The sequence below is a fragment of the Paenibacillus yanchengensis genome (assembly GCF_042684845.1).
Classification (GTDB): domain Bacteria; phylum Bacillota; class Bacilli; order Paenibacillales; family Paenibacillaceae; genus Pristimantibacillus; species Pristimantibacillus yanchengensis.
In genome coordinates this window covers 310,776-324,944 of sequence record NZ_JBHUMH010000012.1, presented here as the reverse complement: position 1 = coordinate 324,944, position 14,169 = coordinate 310,776, and the positions used below count along the sequence as shown (strand labels likewise).

The window sequence follows — 14,169 nt, the reverse complement described above, 5'->3', positions numbered from 1 at the left end:
CAGAGGAAATACATCGATATGGACCTATATTGGACGTGGAAAAAAGAGAAGAAGAAAGCCGAACCCAAGTCATAAGTCCGGCAGATCATATCTAAAGGGAATTTACACATAAAAAAGGACTTGACCGACCCCAACTATCAATTCCCTGTCGTTTGTACGATATTTCATACAAAGCTTAGCCTCCAACCGTCGATACCCAGCTCGTTTATACGATAATTCAGACAAAGTTTATATTCCAGCCGTTGATCCAAGCCTGTTTATACGATATTTCGTACAAAGCGTTCTTCTGTTGCGTTATGCCGTCTGCATAATTTATGGTATGTTGGTTCAACAAGTATCCCGTCTATGTTACTATTCCCTATCCCAACTTCCATTTTAGATAAATAAGGTGGTTTTTTTGCGTAATACGATCAATTAACCAAAGGGGTGTCCAGTAGTCAGTTTTCACTGATGTTCTGGGCACCCCCTTGTTCCGTTTAAGCCAGGCTTATCATTGAATTACCAAAAAGTTTTAGTAATGATTACTAGTAATATGAACAGTACCAAGACAATGCCTGTCGATAGCTGGTTACATCCTCCGTGAAAAGCTGACATTCAAATTCCCCCCAGGCTATTATTTACGCTTGACCCTTTATTTGAGAAAAAGTGATATCGTCAAACGTCATACAGCATTCTATGCTCTTTGGGGCAAATAGACTGGACGAATGTCTAGACTGTCCAATTTTTGGGCGGAAATCTTTTATTTAAATCTTAAAGCGTTTCGATTGGCGCCACGTCTGCTCGCAACATTTTTTGGTTGCTGTCTAGCATCCCGCTGTTTGCCCGGTTGCTGTTTGGCGTCTCTTTGTTTACCAGCCGTTCTTGATGGCTGACTTGACGTTCTTTTATTAGTTCTTGTTTTGGCAGGTGCTGCTGTCGTCTTTTTCTCTTGCCATGGGTTGGAACTATTAGCTTTATTTGTTCTAGAGTTAGACTTTTTATTACGGTTTGGTTTTATTGATCGTTGTTTTTTGTCAGGCAATTCTTCTTCGTCTGTATGTCTAGCTGCTGGTGCAGGCTGCCTTTTAATTGCTTCGCCGATGCTACGCTCAATAGTAAAAATTGTTTGTTTATCGTATGGTGTAGCTAAAGTGATAGCAATTCCTTCTGAGCCAGCTCTACCTGTTCGACCGATACGGTGAATATAATGCTCACCATCTGGCGGTGTGTCATAATTGAAAACATGTGTAATACCTTCTACATCAATACCGCGAGCAGCTACGTCCGTTGCAACTAACAATTGCAATTTTGCGTCACGGAATTTTTTCATCACTTGTTCACGTTTCGCTTGAGACAAATCACCATGTAGTTCATCAGCTTCAAAGCCATGTTCTTGTAAAGCTTCATTTAATTTTTTTGCACGAACTTTTGTGCGACAAAAGATAACTGCTAAGTAAGGAGTATACATTTCGAGCAGTTGAATTAACGTCCGTTGCTTACTGCGATCGGTTGTTTCAACTATGACTTGTTTAATGTTCTTCAATGTTACTTTTTCAGCTTTAATTCTAATGTCGATAGGTGTTTGCATATATTGTTGAGCAAGTTGCTTTATTTTGTCTGGCATCGTTGCCGAGAATAGCATCGTTTGGCGAGATCGCGGTGTGCGGTGGATAATCGTTTCTACATCTGTCAAAAAGCCCATATGGAGCATTTGATCGGCTTCGTCTAAAACTAAAGTTTCTAGCTTTCCTAGATTTATAGTTTCTCGTTGCATATGATCAAGCAATCTTCCAGGTGTAGCAACGATAATATTAGGGTTATGTTTTAACTTTCGGATTTGCGCATCTACATCTTGACCGCCATAAGCTGACAGAATCGTAATTTGTAACGGGAGTGCGTACTTTTTGATTTCTGTTGTTATTTGAATCGCTAGCTCTCTGGTCGGTGTTAATATAAGCGCTTGAGTTTGTTGTTTGTTAGGATCTATTTTTTGTAAAATTGGGAGTGCGAAAGCTAATGTTTTCCCGGTTCCAGTTTGCGCCATAGCGATAATATCTTTATTGTTCATGGCATGTGGGATAGCTTGTTGCTGGATTGGAGTCGGTCGTACAATACCGTCTTGTTGTAAGCTAGTACATATGGCAGGCGACAATCCCAGTTGGTTAAATTGATTTGTTGACATAGTGAACCTCTTTCCTTCATTCATATGGAGTTTAGTATAGCAGTTGTTTGCTTGTAATGCATCAAACATTTAAGATAAATAGAAGGAGCTGATGCTAAAATGGCTTTTGGAATTGATCGACAAGAATTATATGACTGGAAAAAGAAAGTTACGCAAGGCGAGATTGCCTTTATCACTCATTATTGGCTAGATGATCGATTTCCAACAATGCGGACTGTAACAAAAGTGGGATGTAGTAATTTAGACATATTATTAGCTTGGGGAAAAGAAAATAAACTGGTTAAAGAGCAGCTTCATACGAGGAGTGGTTATCCACATTATGACTTGTTTGGGGAGCAGCAAAAAGAAATATTATTACTTTATGGACAAATAGAGCAGCTACAACGGTTTAAACTGATTCAAAATGAGAACAATGAATGAAGAGAGAAGTAAAATTATAACCAAGTAGCATTGTGATAAGTATGATTGACAGTTAACCGCTTCGTCTCTATAATAATGATAGTTATTGATAAAGAAAAACGTGGAAGAGGAGTAGTACTTTCGTTGTTGCAGGACTAGAGAGTCAGCGGTAGGTGTAAGCTGAACCTGTAAGGAAAGGAACTTACCTTGGAGTTGCTCAAATAGTTACTATATTGTGAAGTATAGTAGTTAATAAGCCGTGTCGTCTGCNGTGTCGTCTGCGTTAAAGACATAGAGTGAGCAAAAACAAAGCATGTGTTTTGCTAACTAGGGTGGTACCGCGGGAGCTAAACCTGAGCCTCTCGTCCCTAGCGAATTACGCTAGGGACGAGAGGCTTTATTTGTGGAAAATAAGCGTGTGAAAAGTTGTTTTTAGTAAAATTGGAGGTATGTATCAATGAATCAAACACAAGTAAACTACGGATATAATCCATTAGAAATTGAGCCGAAATGGCAACAATATTGGGATGAACAAAAAACATTTCAAACGTTAAATGGGGCTGAAGATAAAGATAAACCGAAGTTTTATGCACTAGATATGTTTCCATATCCATCTGCTGCTGGACTTCATGTAGGACATCCAGAAGGTTATACAGCTACCGATATCGTGTCGCGTTTTAAACGGATGCGTGGATATAACGTACTTCATCCGATGGGATGGGATGCATTTGGTCTTCCGGCTGAGCAGCATGCGCTTGATACGGGGCAGCATCCACGTGATATAACATTCCGTAATATTGATAATTTTCGTCGTCAAATTAAATCACTAGGATTTTCTTACGATTGGGATAGAGAATTTAGTACGACTGATCCTGATTATTATAAATGGACACAATGGATTTTTATTCAATTATACAACCGCGGGCTTGCTTATATAGCTGAAGTGCCAGTTAACTGGTGTCCAGCTCTAGGTACTGTACTTGCGAACGAAGAAGTTATTGATGGGCTAAGTGAGCGAGGTAGTCATCCTGTTGTTCGTAAACCTATGCGTCAATGGATGCTCAAAATTACTGCATATGCTGATCGTTTGATTGATGATTTGGAAGAATTAGATTGGCCAGAAAGTATTAAAGATATGCAGCGCAACTGGGTTGGAAAGTCTACAGGAGCGCAGGTGAAATTTGAAGTAGATGGTTTTGAAGAGACGATAGAAGTATTTACGACAAGACCGGATACGTTGTTCGGAGCAACCTATTGTGTACTTGCGCCGGAGCATTCTTTAGTAAATGTTATTGTATCTGAAGGGCAGAAAGAAGCGGTGTTGGCTTATCAAGACGCAGCTGCTCGTAAAAGTGACTTGGAGCGTACTGATTTAGCCAAAGATAAGTCTGGCGTATTTACTGGTGCATATGCAATTAATCCTGTTAACGGTAATAAAACTCCAATTTGGATCGCTGACTATGTACTAGCTGGTTATGGAACAGGGGCAATAATGGCTGTACCTGGTCATGATGCGCGCGATTATGAGTTTGCTACTAAATATCAATTGCCTATAGTCGAAGTAGTATCTGGTGGCGATTTGTCGAAGGAAGCTTATACTGGTGACGGGGCACACGTCCAGTCTGACTTTTTGAACGGCTTGCATAATGAAGAAGCGATTGCTACCATGATCGAGCATTTGGAGAAAATCGGTAAAGGTGAGGCTAAAGTAACCTATCGCTTGCGTGACTGGTTGTTCAGCCGCCAACGTTATTGGGGAGAGCCGATTCCAATACTACACTTGGAAGATGGCACGATGACTACAGTTCCTGAGGATCAGTTGCCGCTTATATTGCCTGATGTTGATGAAATAAAACCTTCAGGAACTGGTGAGTCTCCACTTGCAAACGTAACAGAGTGGGTAAATACAGTAGATCCAGTAACAGGAATGAAAGCTCGTCGAGAAACGAATACGATGCCGCAATGGGCTGGAAGCTGCTGGTACTATTTACGTTTTATCGATCCAAAAAATGACGAACAAATTTGTTCGCCTGAATTAGAAAAAGAATGGCTACCGGTAGATTTATATATAGGTGGGGCAGAGCATGCTGTATTGCATTTGCTATATGCTCGTTTCTGGCACAAAGTGCTTTATGACATGGGAATTGTAAGTACAAAGGAACCATTCCAAAAATTAATAAATCAAGGAATGATACTTGGTACGAATAATGAAAAAATGTCTAAGTCGCGTGGTAATGTTATTAATCCGGACGTTATTGTTAATGAGTTCGGAGCGGATACGTTACGTATGTATGAAATGTTTATGGGTCCATTGGAAGCTACGAAGCCTTGGAGTTCTAACGGTGTGGAAGGATCGCATCGTTTTCTAAGTAGAGTATGGCGTTTGTTTATTTCTGAAAATGGTGAACTTAACAGCAAAATTAAGCAAGCAGATGCTAGTGATGATTTTATGAAAACATGGCATCGCACAATTAAAAAAGTAACGACTGATTATGAACAACTCCACTTTAATACAGCGATTAGTCAAATGATGATTTTTGTAAATGAAGCTAATAAAGCTGACGTACTTCCGTTAGAAGCAATGCATAATTTCTTGCAGTTATTATCGCCAATTGCTCCACATATTACGGAAGAGTTATGGAACAGATTAGGTAATGCTACATCGATTACGTATGAGCCGTGGCCTACTTTTGATGAAAAATGGACAGTGGATACGCAAGTAGAAATTGTTATACAAATTAATGGGAAAATTGTAGATCGGATGGCGGTAACAGTAGAGCAAACGTCTGCTGAACTAGAACAATTAGCGCAACAATTACCGAAAGTATCTGCTGCACTAGCCAATAAAACGATTCGCAAAGTTATAGCTATTCCTGGAAAGTTAGTTAATATTGTTGCAAATTAAATAAGCTGACCTTCCTTGGCAAGCAGTACATGAAGAGGTGAGCGGACTTTAGCTGAAGAACAGCTAAGGACCGTTCACCTCTTTTCCGTAAAATGCTGTGTTTAGTTTGAACAAATCATCATTATATTTCTCATGTGTGCGACGTACGACAGCTTCAAACAAATATTCGGTATTTTCTTCTAGTAAACGTAATGCTTCGGCAGTTATGCCACCTGGAACGGATACTTTTTGTTGTACTTGTTTCGGAGAGAAGCCACCTTTAGTTAAGAGCTGCCCTGTGCCGAGTAACATATGACTGGCAATTCGTTCTGCGTCGGCACGATCTATCCCTGTTTCGGACACTGCAGCATCGATAAAACGCTCAAGTAAAAAAGCGAAGAAAGCGGGACCGCAACTAGATATATCCGATACAATTCTTGTGAAATCTTCTGCAATTTGAACAGGTTCACTAATATAGCTAAATAGGTGTTCAATTACTCTTTTATCTTCTTTATTCATACGTTCACTATACATACAAAGCGATGCCCCGCTAAAGACGGCATTGGTTACACTAGGTATTACTTTTGCTATTTTACAACTTAATTCCTCTTCTAGATGACTAATCTGGACAGGACTAGTAATCGAAACGATTACTTGTTGTGGATGAGCAACAGATTTGATTTCTTTTAGTACATCAACAAATTGTAAGGGACGAATACATAAAAAGATAATATCGCAATGCTTCATAATGTCTACAGTAGATGTAGCTAATGTAATGCTAGGGAATTGTGCTGCTACTTCTTTCGATTTGGCAACGGAACGATTATATAGCATGATGTTATCTGCTTCGAGCGCTCCAGACTTAATAAATGATTCAACTAGTAATGTGCCCATTGTTCCAACTCCAATAAAGCCAACTTTCATGAGTGTAACCTCCAATACTACATGATCGAACTGTGCTCTAATATCTTATTCAGCTCGGCTCGTACAATATGTACATTTGTCGTAAAGTTCTTTTATTTATATTTTGGAAGGGGAAGAAAGATGAGAGAAAGTAGGAAAAAAGAACAAGCTGTATGGCTACAAAAAAGGTTATTTCCCATTATTTTATTGGTCATATCGTTGATAATGTTTGTATTTGCAATATATGTTAACTCATGGAATAATAAACCTACATTTACTGCTTTGAATGAGCTGGTAGAAAAGCAACTATCTACAGCTGCCAATGCTGAAGAAGTGGTACAAACGAATCAACCTACATTACTCAATAGCGAACAAGTGGAAAATAAGCCAACGATTATACCGACATCTCTTCCAAGTGTTGTAGATGTTGTAGATGATGTAGATGATATAGGAAATATCCCAGGTGTAGCTGCTGTTGCTGCTTCGGATCAAGTGGAAGCTGACGATACTCTCGTCTGCAAATCTGCCAATAAAATTGATATTAATCATGCTAGTAATAATGAGCTGCAGCAGTTAACAGGAATAGGTCCTGCCAAAGCAACTGCAATCATAGAATATCGCACCACTATTGGTTTATTTACAACTATAGAGCAATTGATGCAAGTGAAAGGTATCGGTAAAAAAATATATGAACGGATCAAAGAAAGCATTGTAGCTTGTTAACGAATATGAGACAATATGGGGAGAGCAAATCGGAAACCTATGCCAGTGCTGGCATGTAAGTGAAGGTAAGCTCCAGTATAGTAGTTGTTGTTTAATTTAAGGAGGAGTATCAATAATGTCTGAAGAAAAACAAATGTCATTGGAAACTTTAGCTGTACATGCAGGTCAAGAGATTGATCCAGTAACATTGTCGCGTGCGGTACCTATTTATCAAACGACATCGTATGGTTTCAAAGATACAGACCATGCTGCAAATTTATTTTCATTACAAGAGTTTGGAAATATTTACACACGTATTATGAATCCAACGAGTGATGTATTAGAAAAAAGAATTGCAGCGCTTGAAGGCGGTGCTGGAGCACTTTCTGTTGCATCTGGACAAGCTGCGATTACTTATTCTATTTTGAATATTGCTGGCGCTGGGGATGAAATTGTTTCGGCTACTAGTTTGTACGGTGGTACATATAATTTGTTCGCAATTACATTGCCGAAAATTGGTATAGATGTTAAGTTCGTTGATGCTGTAAATCCGGAAAATTTCCGTGCTGCAATTAACGAAAAAACAAAGGCCATTTTTATCGAATCTATCGGTAATCCGAGAGGTGACGTACTTGATATTGCAGCAATTGCAACAATTGCTCATGAGTATGGTTTGCCGTTAATTGTAGATAATACGTTCCCTAGCCCATTTTTATGCCGTCCAATTGAACATGGAGCTGATATTGTAGTTCACTCAGCAACAAAGTTTATCGGTGGTCATGGAACATCCATTGGTGGAATTATCGTCGATGGCGGAAAGTTTGATTGGAAAGCTAGCGGTAGATTTCCAGGATTAACGGAACCAGATCCAAGTTACAACGGAGTAGTATACACGGATGCAGTTGGACCAATCGCTTATATTATTAAAGCTCGCGTTCAGTTGTTGCGTGATATGGGAGCTGCATTGTCTCCATTTAACTCGTTCTTGCTACTACAAGGAGTAGAAACATTGCATTTGCGTATGGAACGCCACAGCCAAAATGCACTAGCAGTAGCAGAATACTTGGAAAAGCATGATGCTGTAGAATGGGTAAGTTATTGTGGACTTAAATCCCACTCTTCCTATGAGCTTGCTCAAAAATACTTGCCGAAAGGTCAAGGTGCTATTTTAACATTTGGCATTAAAGGCGGTATTGAAGCAGGTAAAAAACTGATTAATGCAGTACAACTATTTTCACACTTGGCGAATGTTGGTGACTCGAAGTCTCTTATTATTCACCCAGCAAGTACGACACACCAACAATTGACGGAAGAGCAATTGGTTGCTTCCGGTGCTGATCCAGGATTAATTCGTTTGTCTATTGGAACAGAAGGAATCGAAGATATTATTGCGGATATAGAGCAAGCAATTGCTGCAAGTCAACAATAATGTTTTATTTGTTAGGAGTTAGTTTATGTCAACCCATAATATAGAGCAACAACGTAAAGATTGGGACACCTATTTTATGGATATTGCATATATGGTCGCTACAAGGTCTCGCTGTCCACGTAGACATGTAGGTTCTGTATTAGTGCAAGGGAAGAAGCTACTTGGCACAGCATACAATGGTGCGCCCATGGGAGCAAAGGATTGTTTAGAAGCTGGTTGTATGATTACAGAAGAGTTCGAAATTCAACTTGTTGGCAGTCAAGAAACGGTAGTAAAAAAGCAACGCTGTATTCGTACTATTCATGCTGAACAGAACTTGTTACTATTTACAGATCGAGCTGATCGTGAAGGGGCGACGGTTTATGTGACGGATCAACCTTGTTGGACGTGTGCTAATATGCTCGCCAATAGCGGCATCGTAGAAATCGTTTTTCATCGTAGTTATTCCAAGGATAGCGAAAAGGTTTTTTCGTTAATGGAGCAACAACAGATTACAATTCGTCAGTTAACTAATTATGAACCACCTGAGCAAGCAGTGACCGATGTAAATTCATAACAATATCGTTGAACATTTTATGAAGGAAGCACCTTCTATTCACTACTTAGTGAATAGAAGGTGCTTTTTGTAATGCAAAAGTTTGTTTGAATAAATTGGATGGGGGAGGGAATGATGACTGCTCCAACGAAACGACCGATAGTTTGGATTACTGTAGCTTTTATAGTAGGAAAATTGCTTGTGGATTATAGTAGTAATCGATTAGGTTTGTTGTTGTTGATAGGGGTATGGTGTCTAATGTTAGCGTTGTTGACCTATACCCAAATGTGTACCCGTTTTTTTGCAATTGTAATGGTCGCTGTTTTGGGTATTAGTGTTGGATACAATATGGTGCTCCAAAGTCAACACTATTCCAAAATTTTGCAATCGTTGCAGTGGGATGGGCAACAAGGGCAGCAAATCGAGCATTATGACTCGATTCCTGTTACGATCAAAGGGATTGTTGTGTCTGCTGCAGTAGTAGATGGAGATCGAATTAGTTTACATATGCTTTCCGAAGAGGTGCAATTACATAACGATGAGCAAAGGGAAAAACAATTATTTGTAAAAGAAAAAGTATTGGTACATCTGTCACTTCATGAACAAAAAGAACAGCTTTTACATAGACAGATGCTGCGAGGAACGGCATTGCAATTAACAGGAACACTACATATTCCCAAACGTGCTGACAATAGAGACGGCTTTGATTATCAACAGTTTTTACAAGAAAAGAACATATTTTGGTTGTTTAAAGTGGCGAGCATGACGGACGTTATTTGGTTAAAACAGCAGAAAACAATGGCACAATATATGACGAATGCTATCGATCGATTAAGGCTTTATTTGGCAGATCATCTAGATAAAATATATAGTGGTAGTAACATTGGATTTATGAAAGGATTACTTTTAGGCATTCGGGAAGATTTCGATGAACGTCAATTTCAACAGTTTTCTCAAGTGGGAATTACTCATATATTAGCTATTTCGGGTCTACATGTAGCAGTGTTTATGTATATGGTTACCATTATTTTGAAGTTTTTTCGTTTTACGAGAGAAAGAATAAATGGTACGTTACTTAGTTTAATTCCATTATATGTTGTGCTGTCTGGTGCGTCTCCTTCGGTTATAAGAGCTGGGATGATGGCACTATTGGCGCTGTTTGCCATACAAGCTGGAAAACAAAAAAATACAATACATATTATTGCGGCAACCGCACTGATCATGTTATTATACAAACCTGCTTATTTGTACGATGTTAGTTTTCAGCTATCGTTTATCGTTACGAGTGGATTAATTATCGGAGTTCCAGCATTGCGTAATTACTTTCCTCAGAAAAAAATGCAGCGGTTCATATTTGATATATTTACAGTATCACTAGTTGCGCAGCTTATTTCTTTTCCTTTGACGATTTATTATTTTAACCAATTTCATTTATTATCTTTGCTGGCGAATGTGCTATTCGTACCAATGATTAGTTCTATTATTTTACCATTGGCAATGATCAGTTTAATTGTCTCTCTTTTTTCTATCTCTATCGCTAGTTGGTTGGCTAAAATGATTACAGGATTGAATCAATATGTGCTGAACGGCATCGAATGGTTTGCTAAGCAGACTTCTTTTTTGACGATTTGGGGTACGCCGCCAGTTTGGTGGGTAGGTACGTGGTTAGTAGTTAGTTTTCTATTATTTATTCAGCTACGTACAAAAAATGAAGCTTATTATACGCTCGATGAGCATCATAGGTTTTATATGTTTTCCTTCTATCGTATGTTAAACTATGTAAGAAGACCCTTTATGTTAAGTATGAGCTTGTTAATTTTATTAGTATATAGTTATAATTATCCTTTATTATATGGTGTGACTGAAATTAGTTTTCTCGCTGTCGGTCAAGGTGATGCTACATTAATTAGAAGTTCAAATGGGAAAGTAATACTTATTGATGGAGGAGGAACTTTATCCTTTGGCACTTCGAAAGAGCAGTGGAAAGCGCGAAAACGCCCGTTTGAAGTTGGGAAACAAGTAGTCGTTCCATTATTGAAAAAACGCGGAATTAAACAAATTGATATGCTTATTATATCCCATTTGGATACCGATCATATAGGTGGGTTGCTCGCTGTATTGGAACATATTCCAGTAAAAGAAGTTTGGTGGAATCAAACGTTAAAAAAATCTTCTGACACGATTCAACTAATGGAAATGATAATAGCGAAAAAAATACCGTTATATTCAGCTGTTGCAGGTGAAAACTATCAAGTGGCAAATAATATTCAGATGCAATTTTTATGGCCAGATGAGTCGGCGGTACGGCGAAATACAGTCGAGTATGTGGAAGATCAAAACGAATGGAGTGTCGTTCTATTGCTCGATATTGAAGGGAAACGTATTTTGTTAACTGGAGATATTGGTCAGACGACTGAACAACGAATAATACAACTATTACATAAGCTAATGCTAGATTACAGTGGTCAAATTGATGTGATGAAAGTAGCTCATCATGGCAGTAAGCATTCAATGGGTGATGAATGGTTAGCTTACTGGCAACCACGCGCGGCTGTTATTTCTGTAGGAGAACGAAATAGTTACGGGCATCCCCATTCTGATGTTTTGGATAGATTGGATATTTATGGGGTGGACGTATACCAAACGTCAGTGAACGGTGAAGTTGTTTTTCGAATAAAAAAACAGATGATGTATGTATATACGAAGCGGTCATCTATATACGAAACGAACTAATTTTGCTATTCTTGATTAAACACTTCTTAAATATCTGTCCTAAACGCTCACTTTGGGATAGGTTTTCTGTTTATTTTATATTGTTTTTTAATTTAATTTAGAAAAATTAAGATAATATTAAACTTTCCCCGCTAGAATAGAAATAGAAATTATTATAATATGCTAAAAAAACGGTTCAAAACCAAAATTAGTGCTTGATCTGTGATGATATTGATTGGATAGTGCGGCGTGGAAACCGTTTTGTACGATTTTTCATATAGAGAATGGTCTTTTCCAGGCAGTGATTACTGAGTTTATATGATAAATCGTACAAAATTTCGCTTTTTGGATGCCGCACCTTGCTTTTTGTACGATTTTTCGTACAATAGGCATCGTTTGGAATCAATTTAGAGGCAACTTGTGTGAAATATCGTATAAATCGCTTCTTACTTCATGTACATATTAGATTCGTGAGGGAGGGACTATCTACACCTTTATACGTCAAGTACTGATTTTGAGGTAGAGCTAAAAAAACTATAGTTAATTTTTAAATAGATGCAACCTTTTAGATGAAAGCATCGTCTAAGTAGGTGCAAGAGGGGAGGATCCCAGGTGGTGGAGTTGGATCTTATTAAAGCAGCCCAATCAGGAGATAGAGATGCTTTAATAACTCTGTTGCGCGAGGTCGAAACTCATGTTTATCGGACAGCTTATTATATATTGCATAATGAACAGGATGCACTAGATGCTGCACAAGAAGCGCTTATTCGAATCTACACCAAGATTGACACGTATGAGGAGAAAGCGCAATTTAAAACATGGGTGCAACGAATTGTTACGAATATATGTATAGACAAGTTTCGGAGAAAGAAACCGACGGTATCTATCGATGAGCATGAGCTAGTATTTCATGAAAAGCAAAATGTTGAAGAGGAAGTACTTGCAGCATATACTAATCGTGATATTAAAGCAGCTATTGATCAATTACCAGAACATCATCGTTCGGTTGTAGTGCTTCGTTACTTACAAGACTTTTCGTACAAGGAAATTGCGGACTCGCTTGATTTGCCGCTGAATACGGTAAAATCTTATTTGTTTAGAGCCCGGCAGCAATTGCAAGGCTTACTTCATGAATATGAGAGAGGTGGTGTCCGGGGATGAATTGTAACGAGATTGCCGATTTGCTTCAACGACGAGTAGATAATCAGCTCAGTGAAGCGGAATTGGAAATTTGCGATAACCATTTGCATATATGTCCGGACTGCGTAGACAGGTTAGAAGCATTGAATCGAATTTCTGAACAGTTAAACAATCTACCCAAAGTCACACCGCGATTTAGCCTTGTGGATGCAATTATGCCTGAGCTTGAACGTATTGATATAGAACGGAATTTAGGAAATACTCATACGCAAGCAAACAAAATAGTTGCGATGCAAGATGTAAGTGAATCGGAATCATCATCGGTTGATCAGTCTAGTGGAGAAACTGATGAACAGGTGAATACACTACTAGTACCCAAGCGTAACAATAACTTTTGGCGTCATTGGCGTCCATATAGCGGTGTAGCAGCAGCGGCTGTTGTTTGTATTATTTTTATAGTTGCTTATACTACAGGAAATAATCGTGGTTTACACGAAAATGTAGTGCCGTTAACAGCAGCTAATACACAAATGGAAGCAGGGCAAGGGGAAAGTACTTCTAGTGCAATGGATTCGATTATGTCTGACGAAAATTCGATAACTGATATGCAATCAAGAGTGATGACGCAGTCGTTCGATAGTAATGGTGCGAAAGAAGATGTACAAGGGAAAAAGCAGAATAGTGAAGAACGGTCAAAACCAGAACCAGAACCAGAACCATCTACAGCACCAGCGTCCAGAGCAGAAAGTGGTTTGGATAGTAAACAACCGACTATTCCAAACAGTCTGCCTAAACATCAAGCTGTAGATCAGAATGGTGGTAGTAGTACAAAGATGGATGCTACACCTCCTACAGATGAAGCGATTCCAGAAAAACATACATTTGATAAACCAGTCCAGGATGAACGCGATCCGATTGTCGCTCCTCCTCGAAAAGCAGATGAAGCGGTTGTTTCTAATGGAGTGGAGGAGCAACTTCGGCAATCTACAGAAGCAGAATCGTCTATGAAACATCAAGAGTGGAGGACGATGACGAGTATAGTATCGACTACATCGCCTAACAATCAATTTGTTGCGGTCCTTTTGGATCATACGATTGTAATTGAAGATGCAGACTCACAAGAGGTTATTTTTCAATCGGAACAAAAAAAAGGCTCGATTCAGCAGCTACAATGGGATGATGAGAGCAAATGGCTAACGTATGAAACGAAGCTAGACAATGGTGCTGTTACTAAGTTTCAAGTAGATGTAGCGCAGCGTACTGAAAAAAAATTAGAGAGTAACAAGAAGTAAGCACTATTCCAA

Annotated in this window: 11 protein-coding genes and 1 other annotated feature; of the genes, 8 read left to right on the top strand and 3 right to left on the bottom strand. The window is 38.8% G+C overall.

The genetic code is table 11. The features are described 5' to 3' along the window. Positions 1-498: 498 nt before the first annotated feature. Together ACFSTH_RS05340 and ACFSTH_RS05335 are read right to left on the bottom strand one after the other, a co-directional pair. Positions 499-594, bottom strand: coding sequence for a YjcZ family sporulation protein (locus tag ACFSTH_RS05340; RefSeq protein ID WP_377772037.1), 96 nt, complete (start codon positions 592-594; stop codon positions 499-501). Positions 595-739: 145 nt separating this feature from the next. After that, a complete protein-coding gene (locus ACFSTH_RS05335) occupies positions 740-2,161 on the bottom strand; it encodes a DEAD/DEAH box helicase (protein WP_377772035.1) in 1,422 nt (473 codons plus the stop codon). A gap of 99 nt (positions 2,162-2,260) precedes the next feature. Here ACFSTH_RS05335 and ACFSTH_RS05330 point away from each other — a divergent pair, with 99 nt between their 5' ends. Continuing rightward, complete coding sequence (locus tag ACFSTH_RS05330; protein WP_377772033.1) at positions 2,261-2,581, top strand: hypothetical protein; 321 nt, start codon at positions 2,261-2,263, stop codon at positions 2,579-2,581. Between the two features lie 92 nt (positions 2,582-2,673). Beyond that, positions 2,674-2,933, top strand: a binding site (T-box leader). An 84-nt stretch (positions 2,934-3,017) separates the two neighbouring features. Further along, positions 3,018-5,465 carry a leucine--tRNA ligase gene (gene leuS, locus ACFSTH_RS05325; protein WP_377772031.1) on the top strand — a complete coding sequence of 816 codons (2,448 nt, stop codon included), beginning with the start codon at positions 3,018-3,020 and terminating at the stop codon, positions 5,463-5,465. A gap of 63 nt (positions 5,466-5,528) precedes the next feature. On the opposite strand, the gene comER is transcribed toward leuS, so the two are convergent. Further along, a complete protein-coding gene (comER, locus tag ACFSTH_RS05320) occupies positions 5,529-6,368 on the bottom strand; it encodes a late competence protein ComER (protein WP_377772029.1) in 840 nt (279 codons plus the stop codon). Positions 6,369-6,488: 120 nt separating this feature from the next. Here comER and ACFSTH_RS05315 point away from each other — a divergent pair, with 120 nt between their 5' ends. From ACFSTH_RS05315 to ACFSTH_RS05290, 6 genes are all read left to right on the top strand, one after another. Beyond that, entirely contained in the window at positions 6,489-7,070 is a 582-nt protein-coding gene (locus tag ACFSTH_RS05315) for a ComEA family DNA-binding protein (RefSeq protein ID WP_377772027.1), read from the top strand. Between the two features lie 115 nt (positions 7,071-7,185). After that, entirely contained in the window at positions 7,186-8,478 is a 1,293-nt protein-coding gene (locus tag ACFSTH_RS05310) for a homocysteine synthase (RefSeq protein ID WP_377772025.1), read from the top strand. A 25-nt stretch (positions 8,479-8,503) separates the two neighbouring features. Continuing rightward, a complete protein-coding gene (locus tag ACFSTH_RS05305; RefSeq protein ID WP_377772023.1) occupies positions 8,504-9,034 on the top strand; it encodes a deoxycytidylate deaminase in 531 nt (176 codons plus the stop codon). A gap of 111 nt (positions 9,035-9,145) precedes the next feature. After that, complete coding sequence (locus tag ACFSTH_RS05300) at positions 9,146-11,746, top strand: DNA internalization-related competence protein ComEC/Rec2 (RefSeq protein ID WP_377772021.1); 2,601 nt, start codon at positions 9,146-9,148, stop codon at positions 11,744-11,746. Between the two features lie 591 nt (positions 11,747-12,337). Then, the gene (locus ACFSTH_RS05295) at positions 12,338-12,886 is read left to right on the top strand and encodes an RNA polymerase sigma factor (protein ID WP_377772019.1); all 549 of its coding nucleotides are present in this window, start codon (positions 12,338-12,340) and stop codon (positions 12,884-12,886) included. After that, a complete protein-coding gene (locus ACFSTH_RS05290) occupies positions 12,883-14,157 on the top strand; it encodes an anti-sigma factor family protein (protein WP_377772017.1) in 1,275 nt (424 codons plus the stop codon). Before ACFSTH_RS05295 ends, ACFSTH_RS05290 begins: the two co-directional genes overlap by 4 nt. The last annotated feature ends 12 nt before the right edge of the window (positions 14,158-14,169 follow it).